Annotated in this window: 22 protein-coding genes; 5 read left to right on the top strand and 17 right to left on the bottom strand. The window is 69.3% G+C overall.

What is annotated here, in order from left to right:
• Positions 1-697, top strand: a 697-nt coding sequence (gene sucB, locus Q0C41_RS19180; RefSeq protein ID WP_291986387.1) for a dihydrolipoyllysine-residue succinyltransferase, incomplete at its 5' end; no start/stop codon positions are given.
• A gap of 44 nt (positions 698-741) precedes the next feature.
• Positions 742-1209 carry a hypothetical protein gene (locus Q0C41_RS19175; protein WP_291986385.1) on the top strand — a complete coding sequence of 156 codons (468 nt, stop codon included), beginning with the start codon at positions 742-744 and terminating at the stop codon, positions 1207-1209.
• Here the strand turns inward: Q0C41_RS19175 and Q0C41_RS19170 are convergent.
• Entirely contained in the window at positions 1193-2023 is an 831-nt protein-coding gene (locus Q0C41_RS19170) for an alpha/beta hydrolase-fold protein (protein WP_291986383.1), read from the bottom strand. The genes Q0C41_RS19175 and Q0C41_RS19170 overlap by 17 nt on opposite strands.
• A gap of 98 nt (positions 2024-2121) precedes the next feature.
• On the opposite strand from Q0C41_RS19170, the gene bcp reads away from it, so the two are divergent.
• Both bcp and Q0C41_RS19160 read left to right on the top strand, forming a co-directional pair.
• Positions 2122-2598 carry a thioredoxin-dependent thiol peroxidase gene (gene bcp, locus Q0C41_RS19165; protein WP_291986381.1) on the top strand — a complete coding sequence of 159 codons (477 nt, stop codon included), beginning with the start codon at positions 2122-2124 and terminating at the stop codon, positions 2596-2598.
• Positions 2595-3815 (top strand): ChaN family lipoprotein, encoded by a 1221-nt coding sequence (locus Q0C41_RS19160; protein WP_291986379.1) that lies wholly within the window; start codon positions 2595-2597, stop codon positions 3813-3815. The genes bcp and Q0C41_RS19160 overlap by 4 nt, the downstream gene beginning before the upstream one ends.
• Here the strand turns inward: Q0C41_RS19160 and Q0C41_RS19155 are convergent.
• The 16 genes from Q0C41_RS19155 to pepF form a co-directional block, all read right to left on the bottom strand.
• Positions 3790-5745 carry a CocE/NonD family hydrolase gene (locus tag Q0C41_RS19155; RefSeq protein WP_291986377.1) on the bottom strand — a complete coding sequence of 652 codons (1956 nt, stop codon included), beginning with the start codon at positions 5743-5745 and terminating at the stop codon, positions 3790-3792. The genes Q0C41_RS19160 and Q0C41_RS19155 overlap by 26 nt on opposite strands.
• Positions 5746-5798: 53 nt before the next feature.
• Positions 5799-6689 (bottom strand): endonuclease/exonuclease/phosphatase family protein, encoded by an 891-nt coding sequence (locus Q0C41_RS19150; protein WP_291986375.1) that lies wholly within the window; start codon positions 6687-6689, stop codon positions 5799-5801.
• Positions 6686-7768, bottom strand: a complete 1083-nt coding sequence (locus tag Q0C41_RS19145) for a membrane dipeptidase (protein ID WP_291986373.1) — start codon at positions 7766-7768, stop codon at positions 6686-6688. Before Q0C41_RS19145 ends, Q0C41_RS19150 begins: the two co-directional genes overlap by 4 nt.
• Positions 7769-8239, bottom strand: coding sequence for a RidA family protein (locus Q0C41_RS19140; protein ID WP_291986371.1), 471 nt, complete (start codon positions 8237-8239; stop codon positions 7769-7771).
• A gap of 90 nt (positions 8240-8329) precedes the next feature.
• Positions 8330-9640 (bottom strand): gluconate:H+ symporter, encoded by a 1311-nt coding sequence (locus Q0C41_RS19135; RefSeq protein WP_291986369.1) that lies wholly within the window; start codon positions 9638-9640, stop codon positions 8330-8332.
• A 196-nt stretch (positions 9641-9836) separates the two neighbouring features.
• The gene (gene ahcY / locus Q0C41_RS19130) at positions 9837-11342 is read right to left on the bottom strand and encodes an adenosylhomocysteinase (protein ID WP_291986367.1); all 1506 of its coding nucleotides are present in this window, start codon (positions 11340-11342) and stop codon (positions 9837-9839) included.
• Between the two features lie 99 nt (positions 11343-11441).
• Positions 11442-12413: a metalloregulator ArsR/SmtB family transcription factor gene (locus Q0C41_RS19125; protein WP_291986365.1), complete on the bottom strand. Its 972-nt coding sequence runs from the start codon at positions 12411-12413 to the stop codon at positions 11442-11444.
• 162 nt (positions 12414-12575) lie between these two features.
• Complete coding sequence (gene metH / locus Q0C41_RS19120; protein ID WP_291986363.1) at positions 12576-16265, bottom strand: methionine synthase; 3690 nt, start codon at positions 16263-16265, stop codon at positions 12576-12578.
• Entirely contained in the window at positions 16262-17242 is a 981-nt protein-coding gene (locus tag Q0C41_RS19115) for a metalloregulator ArsR/SmtB family transcription factor (protein WP_291986361.1), read from the bottom strand. Before Q0C41_RS19115 ends, metH begins: the two co-directional genes overlap by 4 nt.
• Before the next feature lie 98 nt (positions 17243-17340).
• Entirely contained in the window at positions 17341-18090 is a 750-nt protein-coding gene (locus Q0C41_RS19110; protein WP_291986359.1) for a LytTR family DNA-binding domain-containing protein, read from the bottom strand.
• Positions 18087-19157 (bottom strand): histidine kinase, encoded by a 1071-nt coding sequence (locus Q0C41_RS19105; protein WP_291986357.1) that lies wholly within the window; start codon positions 19155-19157, stop codon positions 18087-18089. Before Q0C41_RS19105 ends, Q0C41_RS19110 begins: the two co-directional genes overlap by 4 nt.
• A gap of 4 nt (positions 19158-19161) precedes the next feature.
• Positions 19162-19851, bottom strand: a complete 690-nt coding sequence (locus Q0C41_RS19100) for a DUF5668 domain-containing protein (protein ID WP_291986355.1) — start codon at positions 19849-19851, stop codon at positions 19162-19164.
• A complete protein-coding gene (locus tag Q0C41_RS19095) occupies positions 19848-20198 on the bottom strand; it encodes a hypothetical protein (protein ID WP_291986353.1) in 351 nt (116 codons plus the stop codon). The genes Q0C41_RS19100 and Q0C41_RS19095 overlap by 4 nt, the downstream gene beginning before the upstream one ends.
• Positions 20195-20392 (bottom strand): hypothetical protein, encoded by a 198-nt coding sequence (locus Q0C41_RS19090; RefSeq protein WP_291986351.1) that lies wholly within the window; start codon positions 20390-20392, stop codon positions 20195-20197. The genes Q0C41_RS19095 and Q0C41_RS19090 overlap by 4 nt, the downstream gene beginning before the upstream one ends.
• A gap of 195 nt (positions 20393-20587) precedes the next feature.
• Positions 20588-21619: an NAD-dependent epimerase/dehydratase family protein gene (locus Q0C41_RS19085; RefSeq protein WP_291986349.1), complete on the bottom strand. Its 1032-nt coding sequence runs from the start codon at positions 21617-21619 to the stop codon at positions 20588-20590.
• Between the two features lie 10 nt (positions 21620-21629).
• Complete coding sequence (pepF, locus tag Q0C41_RS19080) at positions 21630-23507, bottom strand: oligoendopeptidase F (RefSeq protein ID WP_291986347.1); 1878 nt, start codon at positions 23505-23507, stop codon at positions 21630-21632.
• Between the two features lie 82 nt (positions 23508-23589).
• On the opposite strand from pepF, the gene Q0C41_RS19075 reads away from it, so the two are divergent.
• On the top strand, positions 23590-24150 hold the full coding sequence (locus Q0C41_RS19075) for a hypothetical protein (RefSeq protein WP_291986345.1): 561 nt from the start codon (positions 23590-23592) through the stop codon (positions 24148-24150).
• Positions 24151-24317 lie beyond the last annotated feature (167 nt).

Below are 24317 nucleotides of genomic sequence, written 5' to 3'. Positions count from 1 at the left end.
GACGGAAGAGCGCGTGCGGATGTCCAAGCGGCGTCTGACGATTGCCCGCAACCTCGTCGAGGCTCAGCGCACGGCCGCCATGCTGACCACCTTCAACGAGGTGGACATGACCGAGCTGATGGGCCTGCGCGAGCGACGCAAGGAGCAGTTCGCCAAGCGCCACGGCGTCGGCATCGGCATCGCCTCGTTCTTCGTCAAGGCCGCCGTCGCCGCCCTGAAGTCCTTTCCCCGTCTCAACGCCGAGATCCAGGGCGAAGAGATGGTGCTGAAGCACTACTACGACGTCGGCATCGCCGTCGGCGCCGATCAGGGGCTCGTCGTTCCGGTCATCCGGTCGGCCGAGCAGCTGTCGTTTGCCGGCATCGAGCTGGCGATCCGCGATTTCGCCGCGCGCGCGAAGAACAACACCCTGACGCTCGAGGACCTCAAGGGCGGGTCCTTCACGATCACCAACGGCGGCGTCTTCGGATCGCTCCTGAGCACGCCGATCCTGAATCCGCCGCAGGTCGGCATCCTCGGCTTGCACAAGATCGAGGACCGTCCGGTGGCCATCAAGGGGCAGGTGGTGATCCGGCCGATGATGTATCTCGCGCTGTCCTACGACCACCGCATCGTGGATGGCCTCGAAGCCGTGCAGTTCCTGGTCAAGGTCAAGGAGTTCATCGAGGATCCGGGCCACCTGCTGCTCGAATCCTGATCCGTGTTCGGCCGAGACAACCAACCCTCGAGGGAGGGCGTCGAATGAACATGCCGCCGACCCGACCGTTCATCGCCACGGTCCTGCTGCTGGGGATCGCACTCGGTTCCTCCCCCGTGCTGGCCCAGCAGCCGGCGGCGCGTCAGCGCGCCGAGCTCGACCGGATCCGGCAGCGGCTGGCGGCGCCGGAGTCCATCTTCGTCGGGCCCGTGCGCGCCGACTACACGGTGCGCGTCGAGGACTCGAGCGACGACCTCGACTACCACTTCGGCTATCTGTACGACCAGACGACGGTGACGCCGGGCTATGTCCGGCCGTGGTATCCGATCTACCACTACCAGATGCAGTCGCTCATGATCCCGACCGAGCATCGGGCCCAGCTCTACCCCGCTGGCGTGCCCGTCAACGGCGCCACGCTCGACAGCATCAAGAACGCCTTCCGCAAGCGCAAGGAGCGCGAGGCCAAGAAGCAGGTCGAGGCCGAGGTGCAGGCGATCAGGAAGACCCCGTAACCGGAAACAGGAACTCCAGCAGGGGCCCGACGCGCTCGGCCCATGCCGTCTCGGAATGGGGCGCGTCGTGGACTTCGAGGTAGTGCAGGTCGGCCCCGGGTTCCCAGCCCTTCTCCTGCAGCACTCCCCGCAACGCACGGGCATTCCTGACCGTGTCGCGCCCTTCGCCCGTCCCCACATCGAGCCAGATCCGCCAGGGCAACCGGGCCGGCAGGCCTTCGACGCGCGTCAGCACGGCGCGGCGGTCCCACCAGATCGACGGCGAGAGCACGGCCAGCGCCCCGAACACCCCCGGATGCTCGAGCCCGATGTGCAAGGTCACGAGGCCGCCGAGCGACGAGCCACCGACCGCCGTACTCGCCGCCTCGGGCTGCGTGCGGAAGGTGCGATCGATGTACGGCTTGAGTTCGTCGACGAGGAAGCGCGCGTAGTGGTTCGCGTGCCCGCCCGCGTGCCGGTGCGCGTCCCTGGTCGGCGCGAACTCGTCGGCCCGCAAGGCCCCGGCGTGGTTGATCGCCACGATGACGAGCGGCATCACCCGTCCGGCGTGCACCAGGCGTTCGGCCGTCTCGTCGACGCCCCACTCCGCGCCGGCAAACGACGTACTGGTGTCGAAGACGTTCTGGCCGTCGTGCAGGTACAACACCGGAAACCGCCGCGTCTGATCGTGGTCGTATCCGGGCGGCAGGTAGACGAGCACGTCGCGGCTGTTGCCGAGCGCGTCGGAGTGGAAGCCCTCCAGCAGCCGGATGTCGCCGGTGAGGCTCCGCCCATCACGCGGCGCATGGACGCACTGGATGGGGCCAGGAGGCACGGCTAGGCGCGCCACCGGAACGGATCGAGCCGGAGGATCATCGCGTCCAGTGTAACCGCGCACGCGCATCGGCGTGCGCTTCAGGTAGCCTGTAGGACATGCCACTCCTCGACCCGGGCACCAAGGCCCCCACGTTCGCCCTGCCGGACCAGCACGGCACGATCCACACGCTCGCGCAGTACGCAGGCCGTCCCGTCGTGCTCTTCTTCTACCCGAAGGACGACACGTCGGGTTGCACGACGGAAGCCTGCGGGTTCCAGGCGGCGCTGCCGGACTTCTCGCAGGTCGATGCGGCGGTGTTCGGGATCAGCATCCTCGACACGAAGAGCAAGGCGAAGTTCGCCACCAAGCATGGCCTCACCTTCCCGCTGCTGGCCGACGCCGATCACGCCGTGTGCGAGCAGTACGGCGTGTGGCAGGAGAAGAGCATGTACGGCCGCAAGTACATGGGCATCGCCCGTGTCAGCTACCTGATCGCCGCCGATGGCACCGTGGCGCGCCGCTGGGACAGCGTCAAGGTCGACGCGCACGCGGCGGAGGTCCTCGCGGCCGTCACTGCGCTGAGGGGCAAGTGATCCGTCGCGCACACGTCATCGGCCTGGCCTGCTGCCTCGCCCTTGCGCTGCCCGTGGGCGTCGGCGCGCAGGGCCGCGAGCCGCTCAACCTCGAACTGGGCGACCCCGCCCGCAAGGCCCGCACGCTGGCGCTGGGCGTCGATCAGATCCACGACACCCACAAGGGCGTCGACCTCTCGACCGACGAGGTCGCGGCAGCGCTGGCAGACGCCGCGATCGTGCTGGTCGGCGAGGCCCACACCTCCGTCGAATCGCATCGCGTCCAGGCGCAGGTGATTGCCGCCCTGCAGCGAGCCGGCCGCAAGGTCACGATCGGCCTCGAGATGTTTCCGTACGATGCGCCGACGGCGCCGTTCGACCGCTGGCTGCGCGGCAGCCTCGATGAAGCGGCGCTGCTCCGCGAGTCGGGCTGGTACGACTACTGGGGCTACCCGTGGGGCTACTACCGGGACATCTTCCTGCTCGCCAAGCAGTACCGCCTGCCCATCCGCGGGGTGAATGCGCCCCGCGCGGTGGTCTCCATGGTGGGGCGCCGCGGCCTCGCCGGCATCGGGGGCATGGAGCGGGGGCAGCTCGCGCCCACCATCGACACCACCAACGAGGAACACAAGCGGTTGTTCGTCGCCTACGTCGGCGGCGACTCGGCCGGGCACGGGGCCGGGATGCCGCCAGAGGTCCTGCAGCGAATGGTGGAGGCCCAGAGCACGTGGGACGCGACCATGGCCTACCACGCCGTCGAGTTGTCGAAGGAATCGCCCGATCCCAGGGCCGTGGTGGTGGTGCTGGTGGGGAGCGGGCACGTTGCCTACAACCTCGGCATCGCGCGTCAGGCCCGGGCATACACGGACAAGCGCGTGGCGACGGTGATGCCGATTGCCACCCAGCTCGGCACACCGGAGCCGGTCCGCGCCTCCGTCGGCGACATCGTCTGGGGCGTGCCGACCGAAACCTATCCGCGCTTCCCGACGCTCGGCCTGTCCTTCCGCAGCAGCGGCGAGCAGCCGACGACCGTGCTCATGGTCTCGCCGGGATCGCCCGCCGAGGCGATGGGGTTCAAGGCCGGCGACATCGTGCTGACACTCGACGGCCAGCCGATCAGGAAGGACGTCGAGGTGCGCGCCCTGCTCGACCGCAAGCAGTGGGGCGACGCGCTGACCGGGACGGTCACGCGCGGCGCCGAGACCCTGACGCTCACCGGCCGCCTGCGACGGCGGTAGGCACGGGCGTCTCGACCATCAACGTGATGGACGATGCCAGGTCGGCCGCGCGATAGACGCGCTGCGTGGCGACCCTGAAGTCGGCGGGCGTGGCGGTCGGAATCTCCATGAACACCTGGGGATTCCGATCGACGAGCGGGAACCACGAACTCTGCACCTGCACCATCACGCGGTGGCCGCGGCGAAACGCGTGGTACACGTCGGGCAGGTCATAGGTGATCGCCTCGGGCCGACCAGGGACCATCGGCTCCGGTGTCTCGAAGCTGCGCCGGAACTTGGCGCGGAATGGCTCCCCGCGCACCAGTTGCTGGTATCCGCCCATCTTCACGGCATCGGCGCGCGCCGGCGCGCCGGGTGGCGCCGCCGGCGTCGGGTAATCGTCCGGATACACATCGATCACCTTGACGACGAAGTCGGCGTCGGTGCCGGTGGTCGACACGTGCAGGCGGACCTGAATCGGGCCGGCCACCACGAGGTCCTGCTCGAGCGGCGGGGTCTGGTAGACCAGCACGTCGGGCCGACGGCTCGCGAAGCGCTGGTCCTCGGTCATGTAGTCCGACGTGAAGCCGCCGGCCACGTAGCCGACGTAGGGCACGGGGCGCCTCGGGTCGCTCACGTACTCGTCGTACGACGTCGCCTCCCGTGGGCGCGCCTCGGTCAGACTGCCGTTGGCGGCCAGGTGCAGGGTCTTTGCCGTGAGTCCCTTCGGCGGCCAGGCATCGAGCCGGCGGAACTCGTTGAGGCCCGTGAGGAACATCCACGCTTCGGGCACCGGCTCCTTGCCGTCCTTCAGGTGCGCCATGAAGAAGGGGAACTCGATCTTCTCGCGATAGAACTCCCCCGTGCGGATGGCGAAGTCGAGGTTGCCCAGGTGCTGGCCGGCGCCACGCGCCCAGCCTCCGTGCGACCACGGGCCCATCACGATCGTGTTGGCGATGCCGGGGTTCTTCCGCTCGACCGCGCGGTAGATGTGGAAGGGGCCGATGGGGTCCTCGGCGTCGAACCAGCCGCCGACGTTGAGCACCGCGCACCTCACGTTGTCCATGAAGCGCCAGAGCGAGCGCTGCTTCCAGTAGGCGTCGTATGTCGTGTGGTCGACGATCTCCTGCCAGTAATCGGCCTTCCCCCCGAACAGGTCGGCGTTCATGCGCGCGAGCGGCACCGGCGTACGCAGGAAGAAGTCGTACATGTCCGGCGTGCCCGGGTCGAAGACGATCGCGGGGCGCGGCGGCGCCGGCGTGTCGCCCCGGGGAGCGAAGCGCGAGTAGAACCCGAAATTCGCCCCCAGCATGAACGCGCCGTTGTGGTACACGTCGTCGCCCATGTAGTAGTCCGCCGTCGGCGCCTGTGGCGAGGCGGCCTTCAGCGCCGGGTGCGAGTCGATGATGCTCGCGGCGACGTGGAAGCCCGGCTGCGAGATGCCGATCATGCCGACGCGCCCGTTGTGGTTGGGCACGTTGGCCAACAGCCAGGCGATCGTGTCGTGGGTGTCGGTCCGCTCGTCGACGTCCTTCGGCCCGGTGCCGGCATTGAAGGGGCGCACCTGCTGGAACTGCCCTTCTGACATGTAGCGTCCGCGCGCATCCTGCCGCACGAAGATGAACCCTTCCTTCTGGAGCGGTTCCGATCCGAGCGCGGCGGGATAGCGGTCGACGCCGTAGGGGGCCACGCTGTAGGGCGTCCGCGTCAGCAGGAAGGGGTAGGTCCGCGACGCGTCCTTCGGCACGTACACGGCCGTGAACAACCGCACGCCGTCGCGCATCGGCACGAGGTACTCGTACTTGGTGTACGTCGCGCGCACGAGGTCGGCCCCCGTGGGCGCCGACTGCGCGTGGCCGACGCGCCCGGCCCCCTGCGGCCCGAGCACCAGTGCGGCGGTCAGCAGGCCCGCCGATGCGGCGCGCCCGATGGTCACGATCCCTCTCGGCACGGTGGTCTCCTTGCGCCCTGCATCCCCTGGCCTGCCCGTCGCACGAGACGTGGCTACGCGCGGACCAGCCTCACGGTGGCGGTCACCGGGAAGTGGTCCGACGGGTAGCGCTGGTTGCGGTCGGTGCGGACGATCGCGGCGTCGAGGACGTCCCACTCCGCCGTCGCGAAGATGTGGTCGATCTTCTCGCCGATGACCTGTCCGAACCTGAAGCCGGTGAAGGTGCCGACCGGCGCCGCCTCCGGGTGCTTGACGCGAAACGTGTCGCGGAACACGCCGCCGTCGAGCATCGACGCGACGGCAGGGTTCTTCTCGCCGGCGTTGAAGTCGCCGGTCACGATGACCGGCGCCTGGGGATCACGCGCGGCAATCCGCGCGCGCAGCAACCTCGCCGACTGCTCGCGCGACGGCTGCGACTGATGATCGAGGTGCACGTTGTAGACGGACAGCGGCTGCCCGTCCGGCGAGACGAACTGCGCCCACGTGCAGATGCGGGTGATGCTGTTGCCCCAGCTCTTCGAGGCGACGCGGTCTGGCGTGTCCGAGAACCAGAAGGTGTCGCTGCGGCTCACCGACAGCGCGGCCGTCCGGTAGAGGAGGCAGGAGTACTCGCCCGCCCGGATGCCGTTGTCGCGCCCGACGCCGACCATCGCGTATCCCGGCAGGGCCTGCAGGATGAAGGCCAGCTGCGGATACAGCGCCTCCTGGACGCCGATGACGTCGGGCGCCTCCGCGCGCAGCACGTCCACCAGGAAGTCCTTGCGCCGGTCCCAGTGGTTGTCGCCGTCGTTGGCGGTGCCATAGCGGATGTTGAAGGTCATCACCTTCAGCGCCAGCCCCGAGGCCGGCGCTGCCGCCTGGGCCGCCTGCGCCACCACCGATGGCGCAGCCGCGCACGCGCCGATCGTGGCCGCGCAGGCCTGGACGAATGCCCGTCTCTTCATGCGATCCACTCCCGTCCGGCCCAATGCGCCCGGAGGAACTCGACGACGTTGCGCCACCGGAAGCGCTCCAGGTCATCGTCGGTGAACCCGCGCGCCCCGAGCACGTCGCACAGGCGATGCAGATCGGCGATGGTGTCGATCTCGACCGGCGTCTGCTCCGTGCCGAACGCGCCGTCGAGGTCCGAGCCGATGCACACGTGGGCCGTGGAGCCCGCGAGGTCGCAGATATGGACGACGTGGTCGGCGAGCCGCTCGAAGGTGCACGACATCGACTGCGGCGTCGACGTGCCGCGCACCCAGCCGGGCACGATCATCCACGCATCGCACGACGCCCCGATGACGGCGCCGCGCTTGACGATCGCCCGAATCTGATCGTCGGGCAGCTGTCGCTGATCGGGGACCAGCGTTCTCACGTTGTGATGGCTGGCCCACACGGCGCCGCCGAACAGGTCGAGGGCCTGCCAGAGGCTGTCGTCGCTCAGGTGGGTGACGTCGAGGATGACGCCCAGCCGTTCCATGGCGGCGAGCAGCGCTGGCCCCTGCGGCTCGAGCGGTCCGGTGGTGTGCGTGCCGGGGGCGTACCGTCCGGGTCCGTAGTGTGCCGGCCCGACGGCGCGCAGGCCGTCGCGCACGGCCTGCTCCAGGTACTCGATGGTGACCAGCGAATCGGCGCCCTCGAGACTGCGGATGTAGCCGATGGGCGCGCGCGGTGGCGGGTCCTGCCACAGGGCGAGATGCGCGTCGAGCGAGGCGAGGTCGGTGACCGCGACCATCTCGCCCGCCTTCTCCATCTCGCGGTACCAGGCCAGCTGTCCCTGCGTCTGGGCCCAGGCCTGCTCGGCCGAGTGCCACCCGGGCAGCGGGTTGTCTGGCGCGACAGAGCGGGCGATCTGCGTGGCGACGACCAGGCCGATGCGCGCACGGCGCATCTCCGGAAAGGACACCGTGCCACGGCCGCGGTCGGGCCGATCGGTGAGCCCCGCTTCACGGGCCCGGATGGCCGCGACCGGCTCGCGCAGGTCGCGGTTCCACTCGAGCGCGTTCATGGACAGGTCCAGATGCGCGTCGACGACCAGCATCTAGACGTCCTTCAGCCGGAACAGCGCCTCGATCTCCACCGGGATGTTGCCCGGCAGCGAGCCCATGCCCACCGCGCTGCGCACGCCCACGCCGAGGTCTTCGCCCCAGATGGCCGAGAACATCTCGCTGCACCCGTTGATGACGAAGGGATGCCGATCGAACTCCGGCGTCGCCCACACCATGCCGAGGACCTTGACGACGCGATGGATGCGGTCGAGCGACCCGACCGTGGCCCTGATCGTGGCGAGCATCGACAACCCGACCTGGCGCGCCGCCAGCTTGGCCTCGTCGGCCGTCAGGTCCTGCCCCACCTTGCCGACGATCATCGAGCCATCGGTCTTCATCGTGCCGTGACCGGACACGTACAGATAGGGGCCCTCGATCAGGGCGGGCTTGTAGACCCCCATCGGCTTGGGCGCGGGCGGGAGGTCGAGGCCGAGAGCAGCGAAGCGTTCTTCTGGTGTGGACATGTCGGAGGAATCGGGAGTCGGGAAGCGGGAGTCGGGAAGCGACGATGGTCGTAGCCGTCGACCTTCAGGTCGACGGTCAGTGATGTTCGCCTATATCCATACATCGAGCAGCAGCACGCCCGCGAGGCCGACGATGGCGACAATCGACTCCATCGCGGTCCACGTCTGCAACGTCTCGGCCACGGACAGGTTGAAATACTCCTTGAACAGCCAGAAGGCGCCGTCGTTGATGTGCGACAGCATCAGGCTGCCGGCGCCAATCGACAACACCATCAGATTCGGATCCGCCGCGCCGCTCGCGACCAGAGGCGCCACGAAGCCCGCCGTGGTGAGCCCGGCGACGGTGGCCGACCCGACGCAGACGCGGACGAGGGCCGCCATCGCCCACGCCAGCACCAGGGGCGGCGCGTGCAGGCGCGACAGCGCCGCCGCGATGGCGGTGCTCGACCCGGCGTCCGTGAGCACCTGCTTGAATGCGCCGGCGCCGCCGACGACGAGCATCACGAGGGCCACGTCGGAGGCGGCCCGTTCGCACCAGCCCGTGATGGTCTCCATCGAGGCGCCGCTGCGCAACCCCAGCAGGCCGATGGCCACCACCACCGCCACGAGCATGGCCATGGACGGGTCACCGATCGCACGCACGACCTGACCGATCACCCCGTCGGAGACGCGTGAGGCCAGCACCGACCCGACGCCGAGCATCACCACCGGCAGCAGCGCGGTCGTGAGACTGGCCGACAGCGACGGCAGTGTCGCCTCGTCACGCAGGGCCGGCACGAACGTCGACAGGGGGGGGCGATCGATGCGCGGCATGAACCGCGTGTAGACCGGGCCAGCGAGGATGATGGCCGGGATGGCGATGACGATGCCGTACAGCAGCGTCTGCCCCATGTTGGCGTTGAACTGCTGCACCAGCGCGGCGGGGGCCGGATGGGGCGGCAGGTACCCGTGCGTCACCGAGAGCGCGGCCAGCATCGGCAGCCCCACCCAGACCGGCGGCAACTTGTACTGCGCGGCGACGCTGAAGATCAGCGGAATGACCAGCACGAACCCGACCGAATAGAACAGCGGCAGGCCGACGATGAAGCCGGTGACCATGAGCGCCCACTGCACGCGGCTCGGTCCGCTGAGGCGCATCAGGCTCATCGCGATGCGCTGGGCCGCGCCGCTCTCCGCGACGATCTTGCCGAGCATGGCGCCGAGGCCGATCACCAGCAGCAGGGAGCCGAGCGTGTCGCCGAGGCCCTTCTGGATGGCCGCCGACACCTGCAGCGGCGTCAGCCCCGAGGCCAGACCGACGCCGATGCAGACCAGGAGAAAGGCCAGGAACGGCGTCAGGCGGGCGCCGGCGATCAGCAGGACGAGGGCGACGATGCCGGCCAGGGCGATGGCGAGGAGCATGAGGCGGGGCCCATCCTATCGCATCGGCCCCGCAATGCCGCGATGCCGCGATGCCGGGAATGCCGCAGATGCAGAACGGGCCTGCCCTTCTCTCGAGGGGCAGGCCCGCCTGTCCTTCAGCCGTCAACCGTCAACCGTGTGCGCTTCTGCCTTGTGCCTGGCGGCATTCGGCATCGCGACATCGCGGCACTACCAGCTAGTAGCGATAGTGATCCGGCTTGTACGGGCCCTCGACCGGCACGCCGATGTAGTCGGCCTGCTCCTTGGCGAGCACCGTCAGCTTGACCCCGAGCTTCTCGAGGTGCAGGCGCGCGACCTTCTCGTCGAGGCGCTTGGGCAGCACGTAGACGCGCTTGGCGTACGCCGCGTTGTTGGTGTGGAGCTCGATCTGCGCCATCACCTGGTTGGTGAACGAGGCCGACATCACGAAGCTCGGGTGCCCCGTCGCGCACCCGAGGTTGAGCAGGCGACCCTCGGCGAGGATCATCACGCTGTGGCCGTCCGGGAAGCGCCACTCGTCGTACTGCGGCTTGATGTTGATGCGCTCGATGCCGGCGACCTTCTTCAGGCCGGCCATGTCGATCTCGTTGTCGAAGTGGCCGATGTTGCCGACGATGGCCTTGTCCTTCATCTTCGCCATGTGCTCGGCGGTGATGATGTTGCGGTTGCCCGTCGCCGTGATGAAGATGTCGGCCGTCTCGAGCACGTCCTGCAGCGTGGTGACCTGGTAGCCCTCCATCGCCGCCTGCAGCGCGCAGATCGGGTCGATCTCGGTGATGATGACGCGCGCGCCCTGGCCGCGCAGCGACTGCGCGCAGCCCTTGCCGACGTCGCCGTAGCCGCACACCACCGCTACCTTGCCCGACAGCATGACGTCGCTGGCGCGCATGATGCCGTCGGTCAGCGAGTGCCGGCAGCCGTACAGGTTGTCGAACTTGCTCTTGGTCACCGCATCGTTGACGTTGATGGCCGGGAACAGCAGCGTGCCGGCCGTCATCATCTCGTAGAGGCGGTGGACGCCGGTGGTGGTCTCCTCGCTGACGCCCTTGATGCCACGGGCGATCGCCTGCCACTGGGCCGACGCCTTGCCGAGCTCGTCACGCAGCGTCTGGAGGATGATGCCCCACTCCTCGGGCTCCTTCTCGGCGTCGAAGGCCGGCACCTTGTCCGCCGTGCCGTACTCGAGGCACTTGTGGACGAACAGCGTCGCGTCACCCCCGTCGTCGACGATCTGCTCGGGGCCGGAGCCGTCGGGCCACACGAGGGCCTCCTTCGTGCACCACCAGTACTCCTCGAGCGTCTCGCCCTTCCAGGCAAACACCGGGATGCCCTTCGGGTGCTGCACGGTGCCACCGGTCTCGGGACGACCGACCACCACCGCCGCGGCGGCGTGATCCTGCGTCGAGAAGATGTTGCAGGACACCCAGCGCACGTCGGCGCCGAGCGCGTCGAGCGTCTCGATCAGGACGGCCGTCTGCACGGTCATGTGCAGGCTGCCCATGATCTGGACGCCGGCCAGCGGCTTCTTCGCGGCGTACTCGTCGCGAATGGCCATCAGACCGGGCATCTCCTGCTCGGCGAGGCGGATCTCCTTGCGGCCGAAGTCGGCCTCGGCGAGATCACGAACCTTGAAGGCGGGACGCCCGGCCTTCTCGGCCTGGGCAAAAGCGTGCAACGTCTCGGTTGCGACTGCAGGGGTCATGCGTTTGGCTCCTTGGCTTCGCGGCACCGCGCCGCGTCGTACGGCATCGCGAACCAGGCGCGATGCGATTCTCGTGAGGGCAATGGCGGCGAGTGCGCCCTACCTGCCCGTGACTGACAATGAAGACGCACCCGCGGTGGCTCGGGCGACGAACAAGGCCGGGCCACGCACACCCGGCACCGGGGACATCGGCACCACCCGCGCCCCGCTGAAGCCAGCCCCGGTCAGGAGCCGGCTGACGTCGACCTCGGAGAACCCGAGCCAGACGTGTCCCATCTGGCCACGATACTCCTCGCGGTCGTGTGGCTGCATGTCGATGACGAGCAACCGCCCGTCCGCCCTGAGGACCCGGCGCGCCTCCTTGAGCACGGCCGTCGGATCGCCCAGGTGATGCAGCACGAGGACCAGCAGCGCGAGGTCCGCGGTGCCACTCGCCACCGGCACTGCTTCCAGCGTGCCTTCCCGGACCTCGACGTTGGGCAGGGCCCCGAGGCGGGCCCGCGCGGCCGTGAGCATCTCGGCCGACGCGTCGACGGCCACGACGTGCCGGACGAACGGCGCCAGCGCGGCCGACGTCCGTCCCGTGCCGCAGCCGAGGTCCGCCACGGTCCACGTCGGTTCGCACGCCGCCAGCAGGCCATCGAGATGGAAGCTGCTGCCGTAGAGCTCGTCGCGCAGCGCATCCCACTCCCCGGCCGCGCGGGAGAAGAAGGCGGCCGATTCCGAACGGCGGTCGGCCAGCACCCGAGTCAGGCGCATCCGGTCCTGCGCCACGGCCGGCATCGTGATCAGCTGGGCCTTGACCACGCGCCACAGGTCGGCCGAGTGCTCGTCGAGCGCGTCGGTGACGAGCGAGTAGAGTCGGCTCGTCCCTTCGCGTCGCACCTGGGCCCAGCCGCCATCCATCAGCGTCTTGAGGTGCCGACTGATCGTCGACTGCGGCAGTTGCAGGATGTCGCACAGCTCGCCCACCGCCAAGGTCTGCCCCTCGAGCACGAGCAGCAGGCGGGCCCGCAGGGGGTCCCCGAGAACGTTGAGGTGCGCCAGGACTGGCGAAGCAAGTTGATTCATCCCTCTATCCGGATTGAAGTCTACACAGATGAACTCCTTCCGTCAAGCCGGATGAACACACGAACGGCCGGAGGGCACCGCGCCCCCCGGCCGTCGAGACGGCGTCGAGCGCGCGCCGCGTCAGCGGCGGCGCCGGAACCGGCACACTGCGGTCACGCGCCTTCAGCAGGTGCCCGCAGTGACCGCCGCGTACGCGAGGTTCGGCGCCAGCCACTTCTCGGCCTCGTCGCGCGTCATGCCCTTCCGGCGCGCATAGTCGGCGACCTGGTCCTCGCCGAGCCGACCGATCATGAAGTACGACGCCTGCGGGTGCGAGAAATAGAGCCCCGACACGCTCGCCGCCGGCCACATGGCGCAACTCTCGGTCAGCGACACGCCGATGGCCTCCGCATCGAGCAACCGGAACAGGGTGCGCTTCTCCGTATGGTCGGGGCACGCCGGGTAACCGAAGGCCGGTCGGATGCCCCGATACTTCTCGGCCACCAGGTCCTCCGGGCCCAGGCGCTCGTCGGCGCCGTAGCCCCAGTCGCGCCGGGCCTGCGCATGCAGGTATTCGGCGGCGGCTTCGGCGAGGCGGTCGGCCAGCAGCTTGACCATGATGGCGTTGTAGTCGTCGTGCGCGGCCTCGAACGCCTTGGCCTGCACCTCGGCGCCATGCACCGTGACGGCGAAGGCCCCGACATGATCGGCCCCCTCCCCCACCGGGGCGACGAAATCGGCCAGCGACCGGTTGGGCTTGGTGTCCGGCTTGGGCTCCTGCTGCCGCAGCATCGGGAAGCGGGCCACCTCGTGCTGTCGCGCGGCGTCGCCATACAGCACCACGTCGTCTCCGGCCGCATTGGCAGGCCAGAAGCCGTAGACGGCGCGAATGGTGAGGGCCCCGCCCGACTCGAGGCGGTCCAGCGTCGCGATCGCGTGTTCGTGCAACGACCGCGCCTCGGCCCCGTACTGCGGATGATCGAAGATCGTCGGCAGCTTGCCCTTGAGCTCCCACGCGTTGAAGAAGAACGTCCAGTCGATGTAGGGGCGCAGCGCCTCGACCGACAGCGACACCTCGCGCCGGCCGGTGAACGCAGGCGTCGGCAGGGCCTCGGCGGCCCAGTCCACCTGCAGCCGGTTGTCGCGGGCCTGCCGCAGCGACAGCAGGGGCTTCTCCTGCCGCTTCTGGTGCAGGTCGCGCACGCGGGCCTGGTCCTCGCGCAACTGCGCGGCGTACGCCGGGGCCTGGGCCGCCGACAGGACGCTCGAGACGACCGACACCGCGCGGGACGCGTCGAGCACGTGGACCGCGATGCCGGAATACTCGGGGGCAATCTTGACCGCCGTGTGCTGCGGACTCGTGGTGGCACCGCCGATCAGCAGCGGCAGCGTCATGCCGCGCCGCTCCATCTCGCGTGCCACGCCGACCATCTCGTCCAGCGACGGCGTGATGAGCCCGCTCAGGCCGATCACGTCGACGCCATGCTCGACCGCGGCCTTCAGGATCTTGTCGGTCGGCACCATCACCCCGAGATCGATGACCTCGTAGTTGTTGCAGCCGAGCACCACCGACACGATGTTCTTGCCGATGTCGTGGACGTCGCCCTTGACCGTGGCGATGAGCACCTTGCCCTGTGCCTGGGCCCCGCCGGCGGCCTTCTCGGCCTCCATGAACGGCAACAGGACGGCCACCGCCCGCTTCATCGCCCGCGCGCTCTTGACGACCTGCGGCAGGAACATCTTGCCCTGACCGAACAGGTCCCCGACGGTCTTCATCCCGTCCATCAGCGGGCCTTCGATCACCTGCAGGGGCCGCGCGAACTGCTGGCGCGCCTCCTCGACGTCGGCCTCGATGTAGTCCACCACCCCGTGCACCAGGGCATAGGCCAGGCGCTCGGCCACCGGCGCCTCGCGCCACCGCAGATCCACCTCGCGTCGCGTGCCGCTGCCGCGAACCTGCTCGGCCCGGGCGACGAGCCGCTCGGTCGCCTCCGGACGCCGGTTGAAGAGCACGTCCTCGACCAGCGTCAGCAACTCCGGCGCGATGTCCTCGTACACGGCCAGCTGCCCCGCATTGACGATGCCCATCGTCAAGCCGGCCTTGATGGCGTGGAAGAGGAACGCCGAGTGAATGGCTTCGCGGACCACGTCGTTGCCGCGGAAGCTGAACGACAGATTGCTGATGCCGCCGCTGATCAGCGCACCGGGGCACGTGGCGCGAATCTGCCGCGTGGCCTCGATGAAGTTGATCGCGTACTCGTTGTGCTCGTCGAGCCCGGTCGCGATGGCGAGCACGTTCGGGTCGAAGATGATGTCTTCGGGCGGGAAGCCGATCTGCTCGGTCAGCAACCGGTAGGCCCGCTGGCAGATCTCGACCTTGCGCGCGATCGTGTCGGCCTGCCCCGTCTCGTCGAAGGCCATGACGATGACGGCGGCGCCGTAGGCACGAACCGTTCTCGCCTTCGCGAGGAAGTCCGCTTCGCCCTCCTTCAGGCTGATCGAATTGACGATCGCCTTGCCCTGCACACACTTCAGACCGGTCTCGAGCACGGTCCACTTCGAGCTGTCGATCATGAACGGGACGCGCGCCACCTCGGGCTCGGTGGCCAGCAGGTTGAGGAACGTCTTCATGCTCGCTTCGCTGTCGAGCATGCCCTCGTCCATGTTCACATCGAGGATGTTGGCGCCGTTGCGCACCTGCTCGGTCGCCACGTCGACGGCCGCGGTGAAGTCCCCGGCCTTGATGAGGCGCGCGAACTTGGCCGACCCCGTGACGTTGGTGCGCTCCCCCACCATCTGGAAGTTGCTCTCGGGCCGAATCTCCAGCGGCTCGAGGCCCGAGAAGCGGCTGTAGCGCCGCAGATCGGTCGGCACCACCCGCGGCGTGACGCCTTCACAGGCCTGCGCCATGGCCCGGATGTGATCGGGCGTGGTCCCACAGCAGCCGCCGACGAGATTCAGCAACCCCTCGCGCGCAAAGCCGGCCAGCACCCCGGCCATCTGCTCGGGCGTCTCGTCGTAGCCACCGAAGGCGTTGGGCAAGCCCGCGTTGGGATAGCACGACACGAAGCAGTCGGCGATGGCCGACAGGTCGCGGAGGTAGGGGCGCATGTCGTCGGCGCCGAGCGCGCAGTTGAGACCGACACTGAACGGCCGTACGTGCGCCATGGAAATCCAGAAGGCTTCCACGGTCTGCCCCGACAGCGTCCGTCCGCTGCGGTCGGTGATCGTGACCGACAACATCACCGGCACCTCGACACCACGGCGATCGAACACGTGACGCACGGCGAGCGCCGCCGCCTTGGCGTTCAGCGTGTCGAAGATCGTCTCGATCAGCAGCACGTCCACGCCGCCGTCGAGCAGGCCCTCGACCTGGGTCTCGTAGGCGTCGACGACGGCCTCGAAGCTGACGGCGCGGAACGCCGGGTCGTTGACGTCGGGCGAGATGGACAGCGTGCGGTTGGTCGGCCCGATGGCGCCGGCGACGTAGCGCGGGCGATCCGGCGTCTTCGCGTTCCAAAGGTCGGCAGCCGCGCGCGCCACGCGGGCCGCCGCCACGTTCAACTCGTACACGATGCGCTCGAGCCCATAGTCCGACTGGGCGATGGCCGTGCCGTTGAACGTGTTGGTCTCGATGATGTCGGCGCCCGCCTCCAGATACTGCTCGTGGATGGCCTGGATGATGTCGGGGCGGGTGAGGACGAGGAGGTCGTTGTTGCCGCGCAGGTCGTGCCCGTGCGCCGCGAAGCGCTCACCGCGGTAGTCGGCCTCGGCGAGCTGGTGGCGCTGGATCATCGTGCCCATCGCGCCATCGATGAACAGCAGTCGGCGTTGACACGCCTCCTTGAGCTTCAGGACCGTTGCACTCGTCATCGCACACTCCCCCGCGCCGACGATGCGGCGCCCGTCCTGCCGCGCAGCACGCCGCCGGCCTTGCGGCCGCTCGCCACGAGCACGGTGAACGGATCTCCCTTCAGGCGCGCGCCGACCTCCACGCGCACATCCTCGAGGCCGGCCCGGAACAGCCAGTCCTCGAGCGAATCATCGCGGAACCCCAGCCAGCGGTCCCCCAGGCGCTCGCGCACCCAGTCCTGCCCATGCGCGCGCAGCTCGAGCACCAGCACCGTGCCGCCCGGCTTGAGGGCGCGGACGGCCTCGCACAGCGCCGCCTCCGGTTTCGGGACATGGTGGAGCGCCTGCGACAGCAGGACGACGTCCACCGACGCGTCCTCGAGCGGCAGCGCCTCGATGCGGCCTTCCCGCCAGACGATGTTGGACACGCCGCGCTTGCGCGCGAGCTGGCGCGCACGCTTGAGTACGTCGCGCGAGCTGTCGATGGCGATGACCTGCTCGGCCCAGCGGGCCGCTTCCATGGCGAGGTAGCCCTCGCCGCAGCCGGCATCAGCCACGATGAGCGACGGCAACAGATGGCCGAGCGCCCGGCTCCAGGCGGCCCAGCTGCGACCGGGGACCAGTTGCCCCGCGTTGCTGCCGTGCGCCTGGAAGTCCTCCTTGCGCAGCCGCAACACCTCGAGCAACCGCGCATCGTCGGCGCGCAGTTCGGGGTCCTCGTCGGCGGCCGGGAGCGACGCGTCCAGCGCCTCCCACATCGGCCGGGCCAGGCCAGCCCCGTCGGGACGCAGCGAATAATAGGCGAACCCACCCTCGCGACGCTCTTCGACCAGCCCGCTCTTGCGCAGCAGGCCGAGGTGTCGCGAGACCCCTGACTGGGCGATGCCGAGGATGGCCGTCAACTCCTTGACGTTGAGCTGCTCCTTGCCGAGCAGTCGAATCAGACGAAGACGGACGTCATCGCCAAGCAGCCGACAGAAGGCGGATAGATCCTTCACATACGCAAATCTACATGCATTGATGTCTCGTGGCAATCCGGAACGTCATGCCCCCGGCCGCTGACTGCCGGACAAGTCCGGCAGCTACGGACTACGGACTACGAACGTCCCAGGGCGTCGGTCAGCCGCTGGTGGCCGGAGCGGCTCACCGGCAGGCGGGTGCCGTCGCGCAACACGGCCACGCGCCGGTCCTTCCCCTCGAGCTCGACCTGCGCGAGGTACGCCAGGTTGATCAGCCACGACCGATGGACCCGAACGAAGCGGCCCGGATCGAGCTGGGCCTCGAGACTGCTGATGGGCTGCTCCTTCAGCAGGTTGCGTCCCTGCGTGTGCAGCAGCACGTAGTCGTCCTGGGCCTGGGCGTACTCGAGAGTGTCCACGGGCACGATGAACACCTTGCCGGCGTCGCGCACGAGGATGCGCTCCACGCGGACGGCGCGCAGCGCGTCCCGAAGCTGATCGACGGGCGAGGCCGCAGGTGCCAGCCGCCGCTGACGGGCCCGCTCGATCGCGTCGCTGAGGCGTTGCTGACTGAAGGGCTTGAGCAGGTAGTCGACGGCGTGGACCTCGAAGGCCTTCAGTGCGAACTCGTCATGCGCGGTGGCGAAGATGACGGCGGGGCCCGGCCCAATCAGATCGAGGACGTCGAAGCCAGACAGTCGCGGCATCTGGACGTCGAGCAGGAGCACGTCGGGCATCGCCTCACTCACGGCCTTGACGGCCTCGTAGCCATTGGCGCACTGGCCCGCGACCTCGACGCCGTCGCACCCCGCCAGGTACTCCACGGCCACCTGGCGCGCCAGCGCCTCGTCGTCCACCACCAGCACGCGGAGCGGGCGTCCGGTCATGGGCCGGTCTCCTCCGGCCGCGACGCGGCCTCGTCACAGGGGTACGTCATGGTCACGGTGAACCGGTCGCCGTCCGCGCGCGCCTCGAAGGTGGCCGTCGAGCCGTAGTAGGTCGCCAGACGGTCGCGCACGTTGCGCACACCGGTGCCCGTGCCCACCCGCGGCTGCGCCTCCGGATCGAAGGCGTTGACGACGGCGACGTGGCAACGGCGCCCGTCGTGACGCGCCGCAATCGACACCTCCCCGGCCTCGAGCAGACCCGCCACGCCATGCTTGATGGCGTTCTCGACCAGTGGCTGTAACAGCAGCGGGGGCACGCGACTCGCGCCTGCCGCCTGTTCGACATCGATCCGCACCTGCAGGCGATCGCCGAACCGGACCTGCTCGATCGACAGATACCGCGCCATGAGATCGATCTCCTCCTGCAGCGTCACGGCGCGGAGCCCACCCAGCTGCACGCTGTGCCTGAGGAACTCGCCCAGCGCGATCGCCATGTCGCGCGCGGCGGCCGGACGCGAACCCGCCAGCGCCCCGATGGAGTGCAGGCTGTTGAACAGGAAGTGCGGATTGACCTGCGCCCGCAAGGCACGCAGCTCCGCCTCGCGCGCCAGCACGGCCGACTCCAGCGCCTGCCGACGCGCCGCCTCCTGGGCCTCGAGCGCCAGGAACACGTAATGCAACGCCGACGACAACAGGAACAGGAGGACCCCGCCGGCAAACAGCAGCAGCGTCGCGTCGCGCGGCCAGTCGGCGACACCACCCACCAGCGTGGCCCACCACTGCGCCAGGGTGACCCACACGGTGCTGGTCAGGCCTGCCGCGGCGGCATGCGCGAGGAGGACTCGGCCGACGGTCCCCGCACCGAGGACCGGAAAGGCCCGGCAGACGTACCACGCCGCGAGGCACACCACGCCGTACGCCAGGCAGAGCGGCACCGCCGAGACCATGGCCGACGACCAAGGCCAGCCGCCGCGGACGGCCAGGCCGAGGCTGGCCGCCAGCCCGAGGGCCAGCCACAGCGCGAGATAGACGATCAGGCCGGCGAGCCGGCCGAGCAGCGGGTGCACGGGGTCAGTTCTTGATCTCGACGCCGCCCATCAGGGCCAGGCCGCGGATGACGAGGCGCTTCTCGGTGGCGACCGACGGCGGCCGCGTGTTGTCGACGAATCCGGCGAGCAGCGGCGTCCCCTGCAGGTCGACCGTCCAGTCCTCCGGGACCCGCAACTCGATGCCGCCCCACATGACGAAGACGTCGATGGTGGCGGGCGCGCGCATGGTCGCCTGGCGAAGGTCGATCTCGCACCCGCCCATCACGACCGCGAGGTCCCCGCCGCGAAAGTTCTGCGCATTGCTGGTGCGCTCGAATCCCGCCATGATCGCGAGCGTCGAGATCACGTCGGAGCCATCGGGCGGAGGCGGCACGTCGGGCTTGCCGAACAGGCCGCGCACGATGAACCACCCCCCGGCGCCGATGAGCAGCAGCGCGACCATGTCGGCCGGCCCCGGCGACCAGTAGCCGAGGGCCTTGGCCAGCTGGCTGCCGCCAAAGAGGGTCAGCACCACACCGAACGCCCGGTCGCCGCGCCCACCGCCCCCGACCAGCTTGAACAGCCCGACGCCCAGGGGCACGGCCGGCCAGTAGCGCCCGTAGTGCCGGAGATTGACCAGGTCGAGGTTGTGGGCAAACAGCAGCGCCCCGAACAGCAGGAGCACCAGGCCGCCCACGGCCTGCGACAGCGACCCACGACTCCGGCGTCTCATGCGACCTCCCTGTCGCGCGTGAGCGCCAGGTACAGCAGACGGGCACCCGCCGCCAGCGACGCGAGGGCGAGCGCGGCGGTCCAGCTCGGTTCCAGGTAGCCAAGGTTCACGAGAATCAGCACGGCTCCCGTCATGAGCCAGCCCAGGCCGGCGAGCAGGCTGCGGTCCGTCCCGTCACTGGTGAACCGGTGCACCGCAGGGAACAGGAAGCCGAGCGGCCACCAGGCCCGTGACTGTTCGAAGGTGAACCAGCCGCGCAGGGCGGCCCACAGGCACGCCCCGCTCAGCACGAACAGCACCCCGGTTGCGACGGTGTGCAGACGACTGCCCGTCCCGGTGCCGCTCATCGCACAGTCCTTCCTGCCAGACGGTGCCGCATCGCCACCACGAGGGTGGTCGTGCCCTGCTGCACCACCGCCGGCACGGCACCCACACCATCCCGTTCGAGTCTGGTCATGGTCTGTGCCGGGTGCGCGAGCAGGGCCACCACCAGGGCCACCACGGTCCACAGCGCCAGCACGCCCGCGAGCAACGCGGTCATGACACCCGCGTGCGCGGCGCTTCCGCTCCATCGCGTCCTGCCCGGCCATCCGTTGCGCTCACTGCCCCATACCATGGTCGTCACCGTTCTAGCTCCCACGGTGACGATACGAAGACGCCGTCCCTGACGTCATCCGGTTCCGGCGAGTGCCGCGGCTACGTCGGCGAGTGACGCCGGACCGCTTCACGACGGCCGTCAGACCTCGCCGTCGGCGTAACGCGCCTTGATCGCCGGCAAGAGGTACTCGCTGAAGGCGCGGTCGAAGTCGTACGCCGGTGCGAACCCCCAGTCGGCCCGCGCCGCCGAGTCATCCACGTCGGCAGGCCAGCTGTCGACGATGCCCTGGCGCTTGGTGTCGACCTCGAAGCCGATCTCGGCGCCGGGAAACGCCGCCAGCACCCGTGCCCGGATCTCCTCGGCCGACGGGTTGAAGGCACCGACGTTGTAGGCCGTGCGGGTCAGCTCCCACCGCGGCGCCGCCGCGAGCTTGAGCAGCGCCTCGACGGCGTCGGGCATGGCCATGAACGGAATCCGGGTATCCGGACGCACGAAGCAGTCGTACGCCTCACCACGGGCCGCCGCGTGCAGCATCTCCGGCGCGTAGTCGGACGTGCCCCCCGATGGCAGCGTCGCGGCCGAGATCAGCCCGGGAAACCGCAGCGCCCGGAAGTCGACGCGGCTGGCCGCCGGGGCCGCCGACAACTGCTTGTAGTGCCGGGCGTAGTAGGTGCCGAGCAACTCGCAGTACAGCTTGTTGCAGCCGTACATGGTCGTCGGCGACGTGTGCTGGTCTTCCTGCACCCGTCCTGCCGCCGCCCGGGTCTCGGCATCGGGCAGGCCGTAGGCCGCGATGCTCGACGGGTAGACGAAGACGACCGGTCGGCCGTGAGACTCGCCTTCCTTCTGGGCGAACTCGAGCAGCGTCAGCATGCCCTCGACGTTGACCTGGTGCGCCATGACCGGGGTGAACTCGGAGCGGGTCGACAGCAGCGCCGCGAGATGGAACACCAGATCGATCTCGAACTCGGCCAGGATGCGCTCGAGCAGGGCCGTGTCGAGGATCGACCCCGTGAACTCGCGGGTCACCATCTTGCCGATCTCGGGGTCGAGTCGGGTCAGGTCGAGCGTGACGATGCGTTGACGGCCGGAGGCGGCGAGCCGGGTGATCAGGCCATGGCCGATCTCCCCGCCCGCCCCGGTGATGAGGACGACAGGCTTGCGCAACATGGAACGACCTTCAGAGGAGCCCGCGGGCCCCGAGGGCCTCTTCGAGCTGGTCCACCAGCGTATCGAGCAGCGTCGCCACGGCACCGACCGTCGACGGATCCGCCAGGTCGATCCCGGCGCGCTGCAGCAACGTCATCGGGTAGTCGCTGCCACCCGCGGCGAGCAGGTCCAGGTAGCGGGCGATGGTCTGCTCGCGCACCGCCGCATCGGCATCGCGCAGCCCCACCAGCAGCCGGGCGCTCGACGCGTAACAGGTGGCGTACTGATACACGTAGTACGGCGACCCGAAGAAGTGGGGAATGCGGGCCCAGGTCACCCGCGTCAGGGGATCGTAGTCGATGGCGTCGCCGTGGTAGGCGCGCAGCGTCGCGTCGTACAGGGCACTCAGGACGTCGGCCGTGACCGGCTCGCCCGCTTCGACGAGACGATGGGCCTGCAGTTCCCAGTCGGCGAACATCACCTGCGTGAAGAAGGTGCCGGTGATGCCGTCGATGGCGTGCTGGAGCAGGACGATGCGTTCGAGCGGGTCGGTGACGTGCGCCAGACGGTGGTCGAGCAGCAGGGCCTCGCTCAGCGTCGACGGCACCTCGGCGACGAAGATGGTGTAGTCCGAGTACACGAAGGGCTGCCGCTCGTGCGACAGCACCGTGTGCATCGAGTGCCCCATCTCGTGCGCCAGCGTGAACGCCGCGTCGAGCGTGTCGTTGTAGTTCATGAGCACGTACGGGTGCACGCCGTAGACGGGCGCCGAGTAGGCGCCGGAGCGCTTGCCGTCGTTCTCGTAGATGTCCACCCACCGGTTCGCGAAGCCGGCGGCGAGCCGCTGCTGATACTGCGGGCCGAGCGGGGCCACCGACGCGACGATCCAGTCCACGACCTGCTGGTAGGGGTAGCGCTCGGTGAAGTCGACCAGGGGGATCGCCCCGTCGTACAGGTGGTAGGTGTCCAGACGCAGCACCTGACGCCGAAGCCGCTCGTAGCGCTGGAACGATCCGACGTTGGCGCGGGCCGAGGCGATCAGGTTCTCGACGACGGCCACCGGGATGTGGTCGCCGTGCAGTGCGGCCTCGAGCGTCGAGGCGTAGCCACGCGCCCGCGCCTGGTACCAGTCCCGCTGCAGGACGCCGTTGTAGAGCGCCGCGTACGTGTTGAGCGAGGCTTCGAAGGCGCCGTGATGCGCTTCGAAGGCGCGGGCGCGATCGGCCTGGACGCGATTGGTCGCCAGCAGCGCGCGGTAGCGCGGGTAGGTGACCTGCACCGCTTCACCGGTGCTCAGCTCGATGGTCGGAAACCGCATGTCCGCCGTCGACAACGCCTCATAGGCATCGTCGGGGACGCGCGTGAGCTGTGCGGCGAGCGAGAGCAGGTGCTCGCCCTTCTCGTCGAGGACGTGCTCCTGCTGGCGAAACAGGTTCTCGATCATGAAGCGGTAGACGGCCAGGCCGGCGTCGGCGTCCATCCAGCCCCGCAGCGTCTCGAGCGACATGGCCAGCAGCTCGGGATTGAACCAGGCGGTGGACTGGCGCCATTCGGCAAATAGCAGCTGCACCTGCTGCCGACGAGCCCCGATCTGGTTGTCGCGCTGATCCTCGTCGTGGGCGAGCGAGGCGAAGTACCAGACCTTGTAGGCGAGCTGGCCCATGGCGTCACTCTCGCGCAGCGCCGCCAGCAAGGCGTCGGGCCCTCCGGCGAGCGTGCCCCGGCGGGCGACGTAGCCCTTGACGCGGCGATCGAGGGCATCGAAGGCCTCCCGCCACGACTCCCAGGACGGAAAGATGTCGCCGAGATTCCAGCGCTCGCCTTCGGGCACGTCGAGACGCGCGCGCGGCGCGCCCGGAGCGGAGGCGAAGCTGGGGTCGAACAGGAGGCCGGGCACGTGGGCAGTCACGCCGCCCATCGTACCGGAACGGCCTACCGGAACGGGAACGGGCAGGCTACACTGGCCGCGCCATCTTCCGGCGAGGAGCGACGTGGATCGCAACGACTACATCCTGTTCAGCGGCGGAGCCCCCGGGGCCGAAGCCGCCTTCGGCGCACAAGCGGAGCGGTTCGGCATCGAGGAGGTGAACTTCGGCTTCGAAGGACACGTCACGGTGCGGACGCGCGGCTTGCGCAATCTCAATCACGAGGAGCTGAAGGCCGGCGACGTCAGCCTGGCGTACGTGTCGCAGCTGATGAACCGCCGCTACTCGGACACGCCGACGTTCCGCAAGGTGCTGCAGAGCATCTGGTACCAGGTCAACGCCGGCCAGGAGATCTTCGTGGTCGGTTCGATCCTGCCCGACAACCACGTCAAGGGCGGCACGGGCTGGGGCGCCGAGTTCGCCAAGCTGTGCAACAAGCCGCTGCACGTGTTCGACCAGGACCGGAACGGGTGGTTCACGTGGGACGACCGCCAGTGGGTGGCCCGGCCCGACACCGACCTGCCGCGGATCGCGCACGTGCACTTCACCGGCACGGGCACCCGCACCCTCACCGAGGCCGGCACCGCCGCCATCGCCGCGCTGTTCGAGCGATCGTTCCCCTCGTGACCATGCGCGGCCTCCTGCTGGTGGTCGCCGCCTGCCTGCTCGGCCCGTGGGCGACCGCCCGGGCGCAGGACGTGCCGCTCACGCCCCAGGCGCTGGACGCCGCGCTGTCGGCCCGGCCCGAGGGGCCCGACGCCGAGCGCCTGGCCGATCGCGTCCGCGCGTGGTTC

The organism is Luteitalea sp. (genome assembly GCF_022842525.1).
Taxonomy (GTDB): domain Bacteria; phylum Acidobacteriota; class Vicinamibacteria; order Vicinamibacterales; family Vicinamibacteraceae; genus Luteitalea.
Note: the sequence above shows the minus strand (reverse complement) of the source record. Positions and strands in the feature narration are given on the sequence as shown.